The organism is Candidatus Dechloromonas phosphoritropha, assembly GCA_016722705.1.
GTDB lineage: Bacteria > Pseudomonadota > Gammaproteobacteria > Burkholderiales > Rhodocyclaceae > Azonexus > Azonexus phosphoritrophus.
Genome location: JADKGN010000004.1, coordinates 945201 through 960739, shown reverse-complemented (window position 1 = coordinate 960739; position 15539 = coordinate 945201). Strand labels below are relative to the sequence as shown.

The window sequence follows — 15539 nt, the reverse complement described above, 5'->3', positions numbered from 1 at the left end:
AGACGTCCCCGCCTAATTGGTGATACAGCCCGGAATTTTCAAGTCATCAGGCCGAGATAGCTGCGGGTCAGCAACGGCCCCCAGAACAGGGCAATGATGCCGGCAGCGGCGAGATAGGGGCCGAAGGGGATGGGGGTGTTGCGTCCGTGGCGATTGAAGGCGATCAGGCTGATGCCGACCACTGCGCCGACGACCGACGATAGCAAGATGATGACTGGCAGCATCTGCCAGCCGAGCCAGGCTCCCAGCGCGGCCAGGAGCTTGAAGTCGCCATAGCCCATGCCCTCCTTGCCCGTGGTCAGCTTGAACAGCCAGAACACCGACCACAGGGCCAGATAGCCGACCATGGCGCCAATGACCGCCGAGGAAATGTCGACATAGACTCCGGCAAGGTTGAGCGCCAGGCCGATCCAGAGCAGCGGCAGGGTGATCGAGTCCGGCAGCAACTGGGTGTCGTAATCAATGGCGGTCAGGGCGATCAGCGCCCAAAGCATAATCATGGCCCCCGCCGCTTGAGGCGTTGATCCGAAGTGCCAGGCGGCGTAAGCCGAAAGCAGGCCCGTTACCGCTTCGACGACCGGGTAGCGCGGTGAGATCGGTGCTGCGCACTTCGAGCATTTCCCGCGCAGCAGCAGGTAGCTGACGATCGGAATGTTCTCGAGGGCGGTGATCTGGTGGCCACAGGATGGGCAGCGGGACCGTGGGCGCGCCAGCGACAAGGCTTCCGCGGTCGACGGCGGTTCACCGCGCAAATCCGCGCACTGCGCCTGCCATTCCCGCTCCATTATCTTGGGCAGGCGATGAATCACGACGTTGAGAAAGCTGCCGAAACACAGTCCGAGCAGCCCGGCTATGGCAGCCAGGCCGCCCAGTGACTCGACAGGCATCAGACCACGGCACCCAGCTTGAAGATCGGCAGGTACATCGCGACCACCATACCGCCGATCAATGTGCCGAGCACCACCATGATGATCGGTTCCATCAAACTGGACATCCCCTCGACGGCATCATCGACTTCCTGTTCGAAAAAGTCGGCGACCTTCGAAAGCATCGAGTCGAGCGCGCCAGATTCCTCGCCGATCGCCACCATCTGCGTGACCATGTTGGGGAAGAGATTGACGTTGGTCATCGCATTCGTGAGGCTGGTGCCGGTGGCGACGTCACCCTGGATCTGCTTGGTGGCCGCCTTATAGACGTAGTTTCCAGCGGCGCCGCCAACCGAATCCAGCGACTCGACCAGCGGGACGCCGGCGGCGAACATGGTGGACAGCGTGCGCGCCCAGCGCGCGATGACCGCCTTGCGGATGATGTCACCGAAAATGGGTAGGCGAAGAAGCAAGCGGTCCATCGCCATTTGCACCTTCTCCGAGCGTTTCCATGACTCGAAAAAGAAGTACAGCCCGCCGAAAATGATGCCGAAGATTGCCCACCAGTAGGCGACAAAGAAGTCCGAGATGGCTATCACCAGCAGGGTCGGCGCCGGCAGGTCGGCACCGAAGCTCTTGAACACGTCCTTGAAGGCCGGGATGACGAATATCATGATCACGGCGGTGATGACGAAGGCGACGACGATGACGGAAATCGGGTAGAAGAGGGCGGACTTGATCTTGCTCTTGATCGCGAGAATTTTTTCCTTGTAGGTTGCGAGTCGTTCGAGCAGGGTATCCAGAATGCCGGCCTGTTCGCCGGCGGCAACCAGGTTGCAGTAGAGCGCATCGAAATACAGGGGGTATTTGCGGAACGCCTGCGACAGCGAACTGCCGGTTTCGACGTCAGCTTTGATGTCGAGCAGGAGCTTGGCAACCGCGCCGTTGGAGTGGCCGCGACCGACGATGTCGAAAGCCTGCAACAAGGGCACTCCAGATTTCATCATCGTGGCGAGTTGGCGCGTGAATAGGGAGATTTCCTTGTCCGTGACCTTGCCGCCTACCTTGAAGCGCGCCTTCTTGACTCGCACGTTCATGATCCCCTGGCGGCGTAGGCTGGCCTGAACCACGGCCTCGGTCGCCGCGCGTATCTCGCCGCGAACCGGCTTGCCGTCCCGGTTCTTTCCTTCCCAGACGAAAGTGTATTCCCTGATTGTGAGGGTTCTAGCCCTTGCGGCGGTAGCCATCCGTTATCCTTCCCCGTTATACATTTGTTGTGCTCAGAACCTCGTCGAGCGAGGTCAGGCCCTGTTTTACCTTGAGCAGGCCGGATTCTCGCAGGTTCCTTACTCCCTCGCGGGCTGCCTGTTCCGCCAGATCCAGTTCACCTGCCCCACTCATGATCAGTCGCTGGATTGCCTCGGAAACTGGCATGACCTGATAGATGCCGACGCGCCCCTTGTAACCGGTATCCTTGCAACGCTCGCAACCGCCGGGGCCGAATAGCGTCCATGAGCCGTCGAGGTCTGCTTCGGTAAAACCCGCCTCGAGGAGGGTATTGACCGGCACGTCAATCGGCTTCTTGCAGCTACACAGGCGGCGTGCCAGGCGCTGCGCGGTGATGAGCAGGACGCTCGAGGCGATGTTGAACGTTGGCACGCCCATGTTCATCAGGCGGGTCAGCGTGGCCGGGGCATCGTTGGTGTGTAGCGTCGACATGACCATGTGACCGGTCTGGGCGGCCTTGATGGCAATTTCCGCCGTTTCCAGGTCACGAATTTCGCCCACCATGATGATGTCCGGGTCCTGGCGCAGAAAGGCACGCAGGGCAACCGCGAAGGTCAATCCGGCCTTGTCGTCGACATTGACCTGATTGATGCCAGCCAGGTTGATTTCGGCGGGATCTTCCGCCGTCGAGATGTTGACGCCATCCTTGTTCAGGATGTTCAGGCAGGTATATAGCGACACCGTCTTGCCGGAGCCGGTCGGGCCGGTCACCAGCACCATGCCATAGGGGCGGCTGATGGCATGGAGCAGTATCGCCTTTTGATCGGGTTCATAACCCAGGGCTTCGATTCCGAGCGTCGCCGAGGTCGGGTCCAGAATCCGCATGACGATCTTCTCACCCTGCAGGGTTGGCAAGGTGCTCACCCGGAAGTCTATGGCGCGGTTCTTCGAAAGAACCAGTTTCATCCGGCCATCCTGAGGGACCCGCTTTTCAGCGATGTTCAGACGTGAAATGACCTTGATCCGTGATGCGATCTTGTCCTTGATCGCCAGCGGCGGTGTCGCAACTTCGCGCAGAACACCGTCCACGCGGACGCGAATGCGATAGTACTTCTCGTAAGGTTCGAAATGGATGTCGGATGCGCCATCGTTGATCGCGTCAAGCAACATCTTCTGGAGGAACCGGACAACCGGGGCATCGTCGATTTCCTGCGATGTCGCATCATCCGCCTTGCCTGACGAATCCTCGTCAAGAAAGTCGAGGTTGATGTCGTCGGTCGCGAGGCTCCTCAGTGTGTCTTCCACGGATTCAGCATACTTGGCGACCAGTGGAACCAGCTTCGGGTGTTCGACGACCACGGGGTCGACGCCCAGGCCGGTTTGAAAACGGATTTCGTCCAGCGCCCGCAGATTGGTCGGATCGGCGATGGCCACGGAGAGCCGATTTCCCCGCTTGTTGAGCGGGATGACCCGGTGAGCGGCAATCAACTTGCGGTCGATGGCGTTTGCAGGAATGTGCGCTTCATCGAAAAAAGCCAGATCGAGCAGTGGATAGCCAAAGGTGTCAGCCACGAAACGGGCAAGATCGAGCGACGAAATCTTCTTGCTGGCAATGATCTGTTCGATCAGCGAGTGCCTTTCGTGATGAGCCTGGCTGATCAACTGTTCGGCTTCTGGTTCCTTGAGCCGTCCCGCCTGTACCAGGGCGCGGGCGAGACCGCTGAGGGGGCTTGCTTGGAGTATGGCGGACATTGGTTGCGCGTCAGATGCCGTTTAGATTGAGCGATGATGCTACGGACCCCCTCTTTTGTAAAGACTGCGCTAGGCAGCCTCGGCGCCGGGTGGACTGCGAGAAAACCTGGATGCCAAAGGTGGTGACCAGAGTTCCCGCCGCCGGCCCCCGCTTTTTTCACCGACCAGTTCAATGGCGATGACGCTGACGAGGGTCGCCGCCTTGGCATTGACCAGGTTGTTGCCGAGCACGATGCCGCCGGCCAGGCAAGTTCAGCCACGGCTCACGCGCGGCCGAGTATGACCTCGACGACAAAGCGGCTGCCGACATAGGCCAGGATCAGCAGGGAGAATCCGGCAAGCGTCCAGCGCAGGGCGCGCTTGCCGCGCCAGCCCCAGGCGTGGCGGCCAACCAGCAGGGTTGCGAAAATGCCCCACGAAGCGAAGGCGAACAAGGTCTTGTGATCGAAGGACAGCGGCTTGCCGAAAAGGGCTTCTGAGAAGAACACGCCGCTGCCGACCGTCAAGGTCAGCAAAATGAAGCCCAGAAGGAGCATGCGGAAGAGCAGCGATTCCATGGCCAGGAGGGGTGGCAGGCTGGCCAGGCTGCGCCTCATCAGGCGCTTGTGCAGGGCGTTTTCGGTAAAGCCCATGAAAATCGCGTGCAGCGCGGAGAGCGTGAGCAGGCTGTAGGCCAGCATGGCCGCCAGAAAATGCAGCCTGAAGCCAGTGGCGCCGGCATTGGCGACCAAATGCACCTGGGGAAAGATGACTGGTAATACGGCGCAGATGGCAGCCAGCGGAAGGACCATCGGCTGCATGCCTTCCATGCGCGCCATGAAGCTTTCCAGCCAGTAAATCAGGACGGCAAGCCACATCATCAACGACAGGGCGAAGCTGAACGAGAAGTGCATGCCTGCTTCGCCAAAAAGGGCACCGTAGAGACCGACGGCGTGGATCAGCAGGACTGCCGCAATGGCCAGTCGTTCCCACGGCCGCATGGGACTGGCGATACTTTGCCCCTCGTGTTCGCGCCATCTCGTGTTCCAGAAATGGATGCCTAGCGCACCGTAGAGAAGGGCGGCGAGGATGTGGGGCAGAAGCTGAATTACAATGTCGGCCATTCCCAGATTCTACTAGAAGCCCATCCACCATGCTCGATAACCTGACCAACCGGCTTGCCCTCGTCATGAAGACGCTCAAGGGCGAAGCGCGCCTGAGTGAATCCAACATCAACGACGCCCTGCGCGAGGTGCGCATGGCGCTGCTCGAAGCCGATGTCGCGCTGCCGGTGGTCAAGGATTTCATCGCGGCGGTCAGGGATAAGGCGGTCGGCGAGGAGGTCATGGGCTCGCTGAGCCCCGGCCAGGCGCTGGTCGGTGTCGTTCATCGCGAACTCGCCCGGGTCATGGGCGACGCGCACGAAGGCCTCAGCTTCAGTACCCGGCCACCAGCCATCATGCTGATGGCAGGCCTGCAGGGCGCCGGCAAGACGACCACCGTCGGCAAGCTCGGCAAGTTCCTCAAGGAAAACCACAAGAAGAAGGTGCTGGTGGTGTCCTGCGACGTCTATCGTCCGGCGGCCATTGAGCAGTTGAAGTCGGTTGCAGGCCAGGCCGGGGTCGATTTTTTCCCGTCGACCATCAGCGAGAAGCCGGAGGCGATTGCGCTGGCGGCGGTCGACTGGGCCAAACGTCATTACCATGACGTCCTGCTCGTCGATACCGCCGGCCGTCTTGCGGTCGACGGGGAAATGATGGCCGAAATCAAGCGCCTGCATGCGGCGCTTAATCCGATCGAAACACTGTTCGTCGTCGATGCGATGCTCGGTCAGGATGCAGTCAATACCGCCAAGGCCTTTAGCGAAGCCTTGCCGCTGACCGGCGTCGTGCTGACCAAACTAGATGGTGATGCGCGTGGCGGTGCGGCGCTGTCGGTGCGTCACGTCACGGGCAAGCCGATCAAGTTTGCCGGTGTCGGCGAGAAACTGACGGGGCTGGAGGCGTTCCATCCGGAGCGGATGGCGTCGCGGATCCTCGGCATGGGCGATGTGCTGTCGCTGATCGAGGAGGCCAAGAAGGGGCTCGACGAGGAGAAGGCCATTGCCTTTGCCAGGAAACTGAAATCCGGCAAGGGCTTCGACCTCAACGACTTCAAGGAACAGATCGCCCAGATGCGCGCCATGGGCGGGCTGTCGGCGCTGATGGACAAGATGCCGGCGCAGATCGCCCAAGCGGCGGGACAGTTACCGGCCGGCGCCGAGAACAAGATGGTCGGACGGGTCGAGGGCATCATCAACTCGATGACGCCGGCCGAGCGCGCCAGGCCGGAAATCCTCAAGGCCAGCCGCAAGCGGCGTATTGCGCTGGGCGCCGGGGTTCAGGTGCAGGAGGTGAACCGGCTGCTCAATCAGTTCGAGCAGTCGCAGAAGATGATGAAGATGGTTTCCCGGGGCGGCATGGGTAAACTGATGCGCGGGATGAAGGGCATGCTCCCCGGCATGGGGCGTTGATCAGCGATCGGCTTGGGCCAGCCTGACCGGCTTCTGGTAACTCCACTGCTTCTGCCAGGCGGCGCGCACCATGTTCGGGTATTCCGGCTTGCCGAGGCTGCCGTTGTAGCGCCCGAGGGCGCGGAAGAGGTCACCCTTTTCGATGTCCAGATAGTGTCTCAGGATGGTGCAGCCATAGCGGAGGTTGGTGCGCAGGTCGAACAGGCTGTCATCGGACCGGCCGATCAGTTTGACCCAGAATGGCATGACCTGCATGTAGCCGCGGGCGCCGGCCGTCGAAACTGCATATTTCCGGAATCCGGACTCGACCTGCAGCAGGCCGAGCACTAGTTGCGGGTCCAGCCCGGCGCGCGTGGCTTCGTAATGGATGCTGCGCAGCAGGTCGAGGCGATATTCCCGGTTGGGAATCCGCTTTTCCAGTCGTGGCGACATCTCGGTCAGCCATTCGACCGCATCCAGCGGATTGCTGAACGAGGTGGAGGGCGGTCGGGCGTCGGAAACAGCCTTGTGCAGCGCTGCCTGCACGCTTGCCGACAGCGGCTCATAGATCTGCGCGCCGGCAAATGCAGCGGAAGCATTCAGAAACAGCAGGATAGCGATCAGGCGGCGCACAGCTTCCCCAAAATCATGTCAATGATGCCTCCTTGATCAACCAGCGTCGGTTCGGCATCGCGACGACCTTTATATTCTAGCTTGCCTTCGTTCAGTCCGCGCTCGCCGATAACGATCCGGTGTGGAATGCCGATCAGTTCCATGTCCGCGAACATGACGCCGGGTCGCTCATTGCGGTCGTCGAGCAGCACATCAACGCCGACCTTCCTGAGATCGGCATACAGTCCGTCGGCGGTCGCTTTGACCGTATCGCTCTTGTGGTAACCCATCGGCACGATGCAGATAGCGAAGGGGGCGATGGCGGCAGGAAGCACGATGCCCTTGGCGTCATTGTCCTGTTCGATGGCGGCGCCGACGATGCGCGAGACGCCGATGCCGTAGCAGCCCATTTCCATGATCTGGCTCTTGCCGCCCTCGTCGAGATAGGTACAGTTCAGCGCCGCGGCATATTTCTGGCGCAACTGGAAGATATGGCCGACTTCGATGCCGCGCAGGATATCCAGCACGCCTTTGCCGTCCGGCGACGGGTCACCCGAAACTACATTGCGGATATCGGCGACTTGCGGTTCCGGCAGGTCGCGGCCGAAATTGACGCCGGTCAGGTGGAATCCTGCCTCGTTGGCGCCGCAGACGAAATCGCTCATGGCGACGGCGCTGCGGTCAGCAAAAATTGCCACTTTTTCGCCGTCGACCGCAACAGGCCCGATATAGCCGGGTTTGCAGCCAAGATGTTCCTCGACTTCGTCTTCCGTGGCGAAACGGAAGGGGGCCAGGCCGGGAATCTTGCTGGCCTTGATTTCATTGAGTTCGTGGTCGCCGCGCAACAGCAGCAGGGTGAAGGTCTTGCCGCCATAGGCCTTCTCGCTGACGACCGCGATGGCCTTGACGATCCTGTCGAGAGTGAGCGTGAGGAATTCCGCAACGTCGGCGCAGGCCGTTTTGCCTGGTGTGGCGATTTTGGTCAAGGCTTGTGTCGCTTCGGAAGGTGGCGCAGTCGGGGCCAGTGCTTCGGCCAGTTCGACATTGGCAGCGTAATCCGAATCCGGGCAGTAGGCGATGTCATCCTCTCCGGAATCGGCAAGGACATGGAATTCATGCGAGCCGGTGCCGCCGATCGAGCCGGTATCGGCGGCGACAGCGCGGAATTTCAGTCCCAGACGCGTGAAAATGCGGCTGTAGGTATCGTACATATTCCGGTATTCGCGCTGCAGATCCGGGAACGAAGAATGAAACGAGTAACCGTCCTTCATCAGGAATTCGCGTCCGCGCATGACGCCGAAGCGGGGACGGATCTCGTCGCGAAACTTGGTCTGAATCTGGTAAAGGTGAATTGGCAACTGACGGTAGCTCTTTACATCGCGGCGCACGGCATCGGTGATGACCTCCTCGTGCGTCGGCCCAATGACAAATTCACGCTGATGGCGATCCTTGAAACGCAGTAACTCCGGACCGTATTGTTCCCAACGCCCCGATTCCTGCCACAGTTCAGCAGGTTGCACCGCAGGCATCAGGAGTTCCAGCGCGCCGGCCTTGTCCATCTCGTCGCGAACGATGTTTTCGACCTTGCGCAGGACGCGCAAGCCAAGCGGCATCCACGTGTAGATGCCCGCAGCAGCGCGTTTGATGTAGCCCGCGCGCAGCATCAGTTTATGGCTGACGACCTCGGCGTCGGCGGGGGCTTCTTTCAGGGTGGTGAAAAAGAACTGCGAAGTGCGCATGGGGTGCTCGCGAATTCGGTACAAGCCGAGGATTTTACACGTTGGACCGGCTTTGCATGCGGGCTGGCTTTGTGGAAGAATACTAGCAACTTTCAATTTAGCAGGATTATCATGCTCGACCGTGAAGGCTATCGCCCGAACGTCGGCATTGTCCTTTGTAACGCGAAGAACGAGGTCTTCTGGGGCAAGCGCATACGCGAACACTCCTGGCAGTTTCCGCAAGGTGGCATCAAGCGTGGCGAAACGCCTGAGCAGGCCATGTACCGTGAACTGCAAGAGGAAATCGGGCTGCAGCCCGATCATGTGCGTATCCTCGGGAGAACCAGAGGCTGGTTGCGTTACGAAGTGCCGACACACTGGATCAAGCGCGAATGGCGCGGCTCCTACAAGGGGCAGAAACAGATATGGTTTCTGTTGCGTCTCGTCGGTCGCGACAACGATGTCAGCTTGCGCGCGAACAGCAGGCCGGAGTTTGACGCCTGGCGCTGGAATGATTACTGGGTTCCGCTTGATGTTGTCATCGAATTCAAACGCGCTGTCTATCAACAGGCGCTCAGCGAATTGATCCGTTTTATTGATCACGATCACCGGGTTCGTTACCCGCGCCCGGGCGGCGCCTTGGTTGCGAGCGCCGAACGGGGTGGGAGTTGATCGTGCTCCGGACCAGATCCCTTCGCCGCGGATTTCTCGTGGTCTCCGTTTTTCTGGGCATTTTCGGGTCGCAGCCGGTAGCGGCGGATTCCGACGAAGATGATGAGGTTCGGCCCTGGCAGGAGGTCGCCGTGCAGTTTCCGGCGGCCCCGTTGCAGGAGAATCTGCTGCCGTTTTATGTTGGCGAGGCGACCAACAACGAGTTCTATGTAGATGGTGCGAGTTTGAGCGTTGGCACGGATGGCGTCGTTCGCTATGTATTGGTGGTTCAGGCAGCAGGCGGCGCAAGGAACGTTACCTACGAAGGGTTGCGCTGTGAAACGAGGGAGCGTCGGGTGTACGCATCAGGCCGGCCCGACGGAACCTGGGTCAAGTCACGCAATGACGAGTGGCGACGGATCCAGAACTTGGCCGCCAATCGCCATCACGCCGCGCTGGTTTTTGATTACTTTTGCCCATCGGGCGTCATTGTCGGCGATGGTGCCGAGGCACGCGATGCGCTTCTGCGCGGCGGCCATCCTAATCGGCGCAAGAGTGGTCTCGACCGCGATTGATGATGTCTCCTGAACAAATGATCGTTGAATTTGACCGGGCCTTGCGTACCGTATTTTCCACCGCGCGGAGTCAACGCCAGGTCCCCGGGGCGGGGCATCCCGAAGCCGAGCTTGACGCGGAGGAACGGGCGCATGTCTGTGCGCTCATGCGGGTCAACCATGTTGGGGAGATTTGCGCACAGGCACTGTATCAGGGGCAGGCGCTGACTTCGCGCGAACCGTCTGTGCGTGAATCGTTGCGCAGCGCGGCGGACGAAGAGACTGAACATCTGGCGTGGACCGAACAGCGTCTGGCGGAACTGGGTGGGCGCAAGAGCCTGCTGAATCCGCTGTGGTATGCAGGGGCCCTGTCGCTTGGTCTGCTTGCTGGGCGATTTGGCGACAAGTGGAACCTTGGCTTTCTTGCCGAAACGGAGCGTCAGGTCGAGGCGCACCTTGATAGCCACCTCTCTTTACTACCGGAACAGGATGTGCGCTCACGGGAGATCGTCGATCAGATGCGTATTGACGAAATACGGCATGCTGAAACCGCGGTCCGCCTTGGCGCTGTCGAGTTGCCAGCGCCGTTCAAGGTCGCGATGAAGTTGGCGGCAAGGCTGATGACAAAGACCGCCTATCGGGTCTGATTGGGGGCTGCTGCCGAGAGCGGCCTCACAACTCTTCAAGTATCTCGAAATCGCTGGTTATCCGAGCCGTCTTGCCGAGCATGATAGAAGCCGAGCAGTACTTGTCCTTCGAGAGATCGATGGCGCGCGCAACGGCTTCAGGCTTGAGTTGACGGCCCTTCACCTTGTAATGGAAGTGAATTCCGGTAAAGACCTTGGGGTCGGCTTCCGCCCGTTCGGCGTTCAGGCTGACTTCACAACCGCTGACTGCGTGTCGACCTTTCTTCAAGATGAGGACGATGTCGAAAGCAGTACACCCGCCAGTTCCAGCGAGCACCATTTCCATCGGCCGCAAACCCATATTGCGGCCACCGGCGTCTAGGGCGCCGTCCATCACCACCGCATGCCCGCTGCCAGTCTCTGCCACGAATGACATGCCTGCATCGTTTCCCATCCAACGCACAGTGCATTCCATGCCGCCCCCTGTGAAAGAGATTTCATTGTAATGGATATTGATCCAGTGCTATCTGCAGATATTTTATGTTGCAACGCCACAAAAAATGCGATGTAGATTTCATTTTGAGGTTATTTTCTTAGGTTTATCATTGTGCAATTTGTTGAATTCTAATTTATAAGTGTATTTGCATCAATAATATACTATCGATATATAAAATATATGCATTAATAAATAATAGTATGTTGCATAGCAAGAAAAGCTTGCCTGCCCCCTCTTTTTCAGGCATAATGAACCTTGTGTTGATCGATGTCTTTCCTATGGTTGGGAATTACAGAGGCAAAGGTTGTCTCCTCCACCCTCCTCCTTTGGAGTGGATTTAGCGCGGCTCATCGAGCCGCGTTTTTTTGCCCAGATGGCTATCTTGCTCCGTTTTTCAATTGACAGTTTCCGCTACGGTGGAATAGAATTTGCGGCTTTCTTCAATCTGCGCCCAATTTTCAGGACGGCACACACATGAAAACGTTTTCCGCCAAGCCACATGAGGTGAAGCGCGAGTGGTTTGTGGTAGACGCCACAGACAAGGTGCTCGGCCGCCTCGCTACCGAAATTGCCCGCCGCCTGCGAGGCAAGCACAAGACTATCTATACGCCCCACGTTGACACCGGTGATTTCATTGTCGTCACCAACGTCGAGCGGATCGTTGTCACGGGTAACAAGGCCGAGGACAAGAAGTACTACCGCCATTCTGGTTATCCGGGTGGCGTTTACGAAACCAATTTCAAGAAGATCCAGCAACGTTTTCCTGGCCGCGCCCTCGAAGCTGCGGTTAAGGGCATGTTGCCAAAGGGTCCGCTGGGCTACGCGATGCTGAAGAAGCTTAAGTGCTATGCCGGCGCACAACATCCTCACACCGCCCAGCAGCCAAAGGCGCTGGTAATTTAAGGGGTCGTCATGGCTGAAAGTTATTTTTACGGTACGGGTCGCCGCAAGAGCGCTGTTGCCCGTGTTTTCATGAAGCGTGGCTCAGGTGTCTTTGTGGTCAATGGCAAGCCCATCGACGAGTTTTTTTCTCGTGAAACCGGCCGGATGATCGTGCGCCAGCCGCTCCATTTGACCGATCAGATGACGGGCTTCGATATCAAGGTCAATGTCACCGGTGGTGGCGAGTCGGGCCAGGCCGGTGCTGTCCGACACGGTATCACCCGCGCACTGATCGAATACGACGCAAGCTTGAAGCCCGCGCTCTCGAGGGCGGGCTTCGTCACCCGTGATGCCCGCGAGGTCGAGCGCAAGAAGGTGGGCTTTCACAAGGCTCGTCGCCGCAAGCAGTTTTCGAAGCGCTGATTCGCATCGCGATTGCAAGGGGCCGCCTGTTTGGCGGCTTTTTTGTTTATTTGGCGCGGCGTATCATGCAGCATCATTCGACGGAGGTCGCACGGTCAGCGCATGTATTGTTGGTGATGCGGGTTATGCTATCTATATGTGTACCGCGTTCGGATGCCGGCGCAACATCCGCAGCCAGCTTGCATGACAGGAAATGCGGCAAGTCAACCGGAGGATTGTCCTCAATGTGATGAATGGTCTATGCCAACACCCGCGGTTTCTCTGAAGTTCAGAAAGCTCCGGCGGCGCTTCGGCATTACGGCGCCACGGGTCGTGGTACGGACGCATGTTTCGTGGCATTGGTATGCTGCTGGCGGCGCCTTGGTCGCATTGGTTGTTCTGATGATCCTCGGGTTGGCCTTGCAACGTGGCAATGTGGGGGCGATGGAAACGGAACTTGAGTCTTTGCGGCTTCATGTGCGCAGTCTTGACGAAGAGTTGTTGCGCTTTCGGTCGACAGCAGGCACCGAACAAAACGCGGTTCAGATGGAGCGCTCGACACAACAGCGACTACTCGACCAGGTACGAGCGCTTGAACTCGAGAACTCTGCCCTCAAGGAAGATATGCTACTCTTCGAGCGCCTGATTCCGGCGGCTGGAGAGGAGGGAGCGATACGCCTGGAGAATTTCCGGGTCGTTTCCGACGGGGCGCAGAGTTTTCGCTACCGCGTGCTAATGTCATTTCATTCCGGCAGGCTGGCCCCCGAGTTTCGCGGTCGACTGGAATTTCTGATCACTTTTGTCCAGCGAGAAAAGCCGCAGGAGATGGTCGTTCCATCCAGGCGTGAGCGGGCAGGAGAATTCCAGGTGGAGGTCAGGAATGTCCTGCGCAAGGAGGGAAGTTTCGAGTTGCCGGCAGGAGCGCGCCTGAAGTCGGTGGAAGCGCGAGTTCTTCAGGGTGATACACTCAAGGCAAGGCGCGTGGCCCAACTTTAGGAGACGGCGGTGTTCGGAAAGAAAGACGAGAGCAAAGTGCAGGGACGCATCGACAGCCTGATTGGTGCCGGGACCCGGGTCGAGGGCAATATCCGTTTTTCGGGCGGGTTGAGAATTGACGGTGAAGTCAAGGGCAATGTCGAGGCGTCCGAGGGCGCGAGTTCGTCTACGCTGGTGTTGAGCGAGCATGCACGGGTCGAGGGGATCGTAAGTGTGGCGCAGATGGTGAGCAATGGCTCGGTAGTCGGCCAGGTTACGGTGACGGAGTTTCTCGAGATGCAATCGCACACGAAGATCGTTGGCGATGTCGATTATGCCCTTATCGAAATCCATCAGGGCGCGGTCATCGAAGGCCGGCTGGTTCATCGCGGTGACAAGTCTGTGGAACTTAAGCTCGCTGCAGCAAACTAACCGATTGACCAGGGCCCTGCTGGCCCGCATAATCGATGACGATTTTCTCAGGAGTGCCGAAAATGAATGCTGTTACGGAAATGGTATCGCCCCTCGTGTTTACCGATAATGCCGCGATCAAGGTGAGAGAGTTGATCGAGGAAGAGGGGAATCCGGGCCTCAAGTTGCGAGTGTTCGTAACCGGTGGTGGTTGCTCGGGTTTCCAGTACGGATTCACCTTTGACGAAGAGGTCAATGAAGACGATACGACATTGGACAAGAATGGTGTTACGTTGTTGATCGACCCGATGAGCTATCAGTACCTTGTCGGTGCGGAGATCGACTACTCGGAAGGTCTGGAGGGTTCTCAATTCGTGATTCGTAATCCAAATGCCACGTCGACCTGCGGTTGCGGGTCGTCTTTCGCGGCATAACGCGAATCAGGTCCGGAAGGGCGGCTCGGGCCGCCCTTTTCCATTTGATTGACAGCTTGGCGAAAGTCGGATCTGGCAATCTTCCCGGTTGGCAACAGCAAGATTCAGGGGGGTATTGATGGTCGACGTCGAACGGAGTTTGCGAGTCATCAAGCGGGGATGTGATGAACTCCTTGTCGATGCCGAGCTGATAGCGCGCTTGAAGAGCGGCAGGCCGTTGCGGATCAAGGCGGGCTTTGATCCGACGGCGCCGGACCTTCACCTTGGCCATACTGTATTGATCAACAAGCTCCGGCACTTCCAGGACCTGGGCCATCACATCATGTTCCTGATCGGTGATTTCACCGGGCTGATTGGGGATCCCACGGGGAAGAATGTCACACGTCCGCCCTTGGCACGGGAACAGATTCTGGAAAATGCCAAGACCTACAAGGAGCAGGTGTTCAAGATTCTCGATCCGGAAAGGACCGAAATCTTCTTCAATTCCGCGTGGTTCGATGATCTGGGCGCGGCCGGGATGATCAGGCTCGCAGCGCAGCATACCGTCGCGCGCATGCTGGAACGTGACGATTTTGCCAAGAGATATGCCGGCGGATTGCCGATAGCCATCCACGAATTTCTGTACCCGCTTTGCCAGGGATATGATTCGGTTGCCATGCGCGCCGACGTCGAACTCGGCGGTACCGACCAGAAGTTCAACCTGCTGGTAGGGCGCGAATTGCAGAAGCACTACGGTCAGGTGCCGCAATGCGTGTTGACGATGCCATTGCTCGAAGGGCTCGATGGCGTGAACAAGATGTCCAAGTCCATGGGTAACTACATCGGAATCAACGAAGCACCACGCGAGATATTCGGCAAGGTCATGTCGATTTCGGACGAGTTGATGTGGCGCTATTTCGATCTGCTCTCGTTTCGCGACAGTCTGGAAATCGAGATCCTGAAAGCAGAAGTGGTCGCTGGCCGCAACCCCAGGGATGTCAAGGTAATGCTGGCTCAAGAACTTGTGGCGCGCTTCCATACCGAACAGGCGGCAGAGGATGCCCTGATGGAATTCGAGGCCCGCTTTCGTCAGGGTGTACTTCCTGACGACATGCCTGAAATGCTGCTGCGTGGTGAGGGCAAGTCGCTCGCACTGGTCCACGTCCTTAAGCAGGCCGGGCTGACGTCCAGCACGTCGGACGCCTTGCGGATGATCGAGCAGGGAGCGGTACGCGCGAACGGCGACAAGGTTTCTGACAAGGCGCGCACCATCGCGGCAGGTGAAACGATCGTCCTCCAGGTAGGAAAGCGCCGGTTTGCGAAGGTCACAGTCGCTTGAAGATCGGAAACCTCGGGCGTGCCGGAGAATTTCTTGATGGCATCTTGACCGCCTGCGTCTGATCGATATAATGCGCTCCTCTCTCGCAGTGGCCAAGCTTGGTTCCGGCTACGTGAGAAGGTAAGTCTGCCGTAATTAATTTTGT

General features: G+C 58.7%; 18 protein-coding genes. 10 read left to right on the top strand and 8 right to left on the bottom strand.

The genetic code is table 11. The features are described 5' to 3' along the window. Window positions 1-38 precede the first annotated feature (38 nt). The 5 genes from IPP03_10185 to ccsA all read right to left on the bottom strand — a co-directional run bounded on the left by IPP03_10185 (window position 39) and on the right by ccsA (window position 4948). Window positions 39-887, bottom strand: coding sequence for a prepilin peptidase (locus tag IPP03_10185; GenBank protein MBL0352997.1), 849 nt, complete (start codon window positions 885-887; stop codon window positions 39-41). Continuing rightward, entirely contained in the window at window positions 887-2113 is a 1227-nt protein-coding gene (locus IPP03_10180) for a type II secretion system F family protein (protein ID MBL0352996.1), read from the bottom strand. Before IPP03_10180 ends, IPP03_10185 begins: the two co-directional genes overlap by 1 nt. A gap of 16 nt (window positions 2114-2129) precedes the next feature. Further along, window positions 2130-3845, bottom strand: coding sequence for a type IV-A pilus assembly ATPase PilB (pilB, locus tag IPP03_10175; protein MBL0352995.1), 1716 nt, complete (start codon window positions 3843-3845; stop codon window positions 2130-2132). A 69-nt stretch (window positions 3846-3914) separates the two neighbouring features. Next, complete coding sequence (locus tag IPP03_10170; GenBank protein MBL0352994.1) at window positions 3915-4076, bottom strand: hypothetical protein; 162 nt, start codon at window positions 4074-4076, stop codon at window positions 3915-3917. 32 nt (window positions 4077-4108) lie between these two features. Continuing rightward, window positions 4109-4948 (bottom strand): cytochrome c biogenesis protein CcsA, encoded by an 840-nt coding sequence (gene ccsA, locus IPP03_10165; protein ID MBL0352993.1) that lies wholly within the window; start codon window positions 4946-4948, stop codon window positions 4109-4111. Window positions 4949-4977: 29 nt separating this feature from the next. Here ccsA and ffh point away from each other — a divergent pair, with 29 nt between their 5' ends. Continuing rightward, window positions 4978-6336: a signal recognition particle protein gene (ffh, locus tag IPP03_10160; GenBank protein MBL0352992.1), complete on the top strand. Its 1359-nt coding sequence runs from the start codon at window positions 4978-4980 to the stop codon at window positions 6334-6336. Here ffh and IPP03_10155 read toward each other — a convergent pair whose 3' ends face one another. Then, window positions 6337-6948 carry a lytic transglycosylase domain-containing protein gene (locus tag IPP03_10155; protein MBL0352991.1) on the bottom strand — a complete coding sequence of 204 codons (612 nt, stop codon included), beginning with the start codon at window positions 6946-6948 and terminating at the stop codon, window positions 6337-6339. After that, window positions 6936-8666 carry a proline--tRNA ligase gene (locus IPP03_10150; GenBank protein MBL0352990.1) on the bottom strand — a complete coding sequence of 577 codons (1731 nt, stop codon included), beginning with the start codon at window positions 8664-8666 and terminating at the stop codon, window positions 6936-6938. Before IPP03_10150 ends, IPP03_10155 begins: the two co-directional genes overlap by 13 nt. Before the next feature lie 111 nt (window positions 8667-8777). Between IPP03_10150 and IPP03_10145 the strand changes: the two genes are divergently transcribed. Genes IPP03_10145 through coq7 form a run of 3 tightly spaced genes read left to right on the top strand, consistent with a single transcriptional unit; the run spans window position 8778 to window position 10497 of the window. Further along, window positions 8778-9317, top strand: a complete 540-nt coding sequence (locus IPP03_10145; protein ID MBL0352989.1) for an RNA pyrophosphohydrolase — start codon at window positions 8778-8780, stop codon at window positions 9315-9317. A gap of 38 nt (window positions 9318-9355) precedes the next feature. Beyond that, entirely contained in the window at window positions 9356-9871 is a 516-nt protein-coding gene (locus IPP03_10140; GenBank protein ID MBL0352988.1) for a CNP1-like family protein, read from the top strand. 2 nt (window positions 9872-9873) lie between these two features. Further along, complete coding sequence (gene coq7, locus IPP03_10135) at window positions 9874-10497, top strand: 2-polyprenyl-3-methyl-6-methoxy-1,4-benzoquinone monooxygenase (GenBank protein ID MBL0352987.1); 624 nt, start codon at window positions 9874-9876, stop codon at window positions 10495-10497. 25 nt (window positions 10498-10522) lie between these two features. Here coq7 and IPP03_10130 read toward each other — a convergent pair whose 3' ends face one another. Beyond that, complete coding sequence (locus IPP03_10130) at window positions 10523-10951, bottom strand: OsmC family protein (GenBank protein ID MBL0352986.1); 429 nt, start codon at window positions 10949-10951, stop codon at window positions 10523-10525. 495 nt (window positions 10952-11446) lie between these two features. On the opposite strand from IPP03_10130, the gene rplM reads away from it, so the two are divergent. The 6 genes from rplM (at window position 11447) to IPP03_10100 (ending at window position 15394) form a co-directional block, all read left to right on the top strand. Continuing rightward, a complete protein-coding gene (gene rplM, locus IPP03_10125) occupies window positions 11447-11875 on the top strand; it encodes a 50S ribosomal protein L13 (GenBank protein MBL0352985.1) in 429 nt (142 codons plus the stop codon). A 9-nt stretch (window positions 11876-11884) separates the two neighbouring features. Next, window positions 11885-12277, top strand: a complete 393-nt coding sequence (gene rpsI / locus IPP03_10120; protein ID MBL0352984.1) for a 30S ribosomal protein S9 — start codon at window positions 11885-11887, stop codon at window positions 12275-12277. Window positions 12278-12658: 381 nt separating this feature from the next. Further along, window positions 12659-13252 (top strand): hypothetical protein, encoded by a 594-nt coding sequence (locus IPP03_10115; protein MBL0352983.1) that lies wholly within the window; start codon window positions 12659-12661, stop codon window positions 13250-13252. 9 nt (window positions 13253-13261) lie between these two features. Further along, on the top strand, window positions 13262-13663 hold the full coding sequence (locus tag IPP03_10110; GenBank protein ID MBL0352982.1) for a polymer-forming cytoskeletal protein: 402 nt from the start codon (window positions 13262-13264) through the stop codon (window positions 13661-13663). A 62-nt stretch (window positions 13664-13725) separates the two neighbouring features. Continuing rightward, complete coding sequence (gene erpA / locus IPP03_10105) at window positions 13726-14076, top strand: iron-sulfur cluster insertion protein ErpA (GenBank protein ID MBL0352981.1); 351 nt, start codon at window positions 13726-13728, stop codon at window positions 14074-14076. Window positions 14077-14194: 118 nt separating this feature from the next. Continuing rightward, window positions 14195-15394, top strand: a complete 1200-nt coding sequence (locus tag IPP03_10100) for a tyrosine--tRNA ligase (protein ID MBL0352980.1) — start codon at window positions 14195-14197, stop codon at window positions 15392-15394. Window positions 15395-15539 lie beyond the last annotated feature (145 nt).

Bases quoted from the DNA above. Each gene is read 5' to 3' on its own strand.
- ccsA (MBL0352993.1), bottom strand. From the start codon at position 4,948: ATGGCCGACATTGTAATTCAGCTTCTGCCCCACATCCTCGCCGCCCTT.
- coq7 (MBL0352987.1), top strand. From the start codon at position 9,874: ATGTCTCCTGAACAAATGATCGTTGAATTTGACCGGGCCTTGCGTACC.
- pilB (MBL0352995.1), bottom strand. From the start codon at position 3,845: ATGTCCGCCATACTCCAAGCAAGCCCCCTCAGCGGTCTCGCCCGCGCC.
- ffh (MBL0352992.1), top strand. From the start codon at position 4,978: ATGCTCGATAACCTGACCAACCGGCTTGCCCTCGTCATGAAGACGCTC.
- IPP03_10100 (MBL0352980.1), top strand. From the start codon at position 14,195: ATGGTCGACGTCGAACGGAGTTTGCGAGTCATCAAGCGGGGATGTGAT.
- IPP03_10185 (MBL0352997.1), bottom strand. From the start codon at position 887: ATGCCTGTCGAGTCACTGGGCGGCCTGGCTGCCATAGCCGGGCTGCTC.
- rplM (MBL0352985.1), top strand. From the start codon at position 11,447: ATGAAAACGTTTTCCGCCAAGCCACATGAGGTGAAGCGCGAGTGGTTT.
- IPP03_10145 (MBL0352989.1), top strand. From the start codon at position 8,778: ATGCTCGACCGTGAAGGCTATCGCCCGAACGTCGGCATTGTCCTTTGT.
- IPP03_10130 (MBL0352986.1), bottom strand. From the start codon at position 10,951: ATGGAATGCACTGTGCGTTGGATGGGAAACGATGCAGGCATGTCATTC.
- IPP03_10180 (MBL0352996.1), bottom strand. From the start codon at position 2,113: ATGGCTACCGCCGCAAGGGCTAGAACCCTCACAATCAGGGAATACACT.
- IPP03_10150 (MBL0352990.1), bottom strand. From the start codon at position 8,666: ATGCGCACTTCGCAGTTCTTTTTCACCACCCTGAAAGAAGCCCCCGCC.
- IPP03_10115 (MBL0352983.1), top strand. From the start codon at position 12,659: ATGATCCTCGGGTTGGCCTTGCAACGTGGCAATGTGGGGGCGATGGAA.
- erpA (MBL0352981.1), top strand. From the start codon at position 13,726: ATGAATGCTGTTACGGAAATGGTATCGCCCCTCGTGTTTACCGATAAT.
- rpsI (MBL0352984.1), top strand. From the start codon at position 11,885: ATGGCTGAAAGTTATTTTTACGGTACGGGTCGCCGCAAGAGCGCTGTT.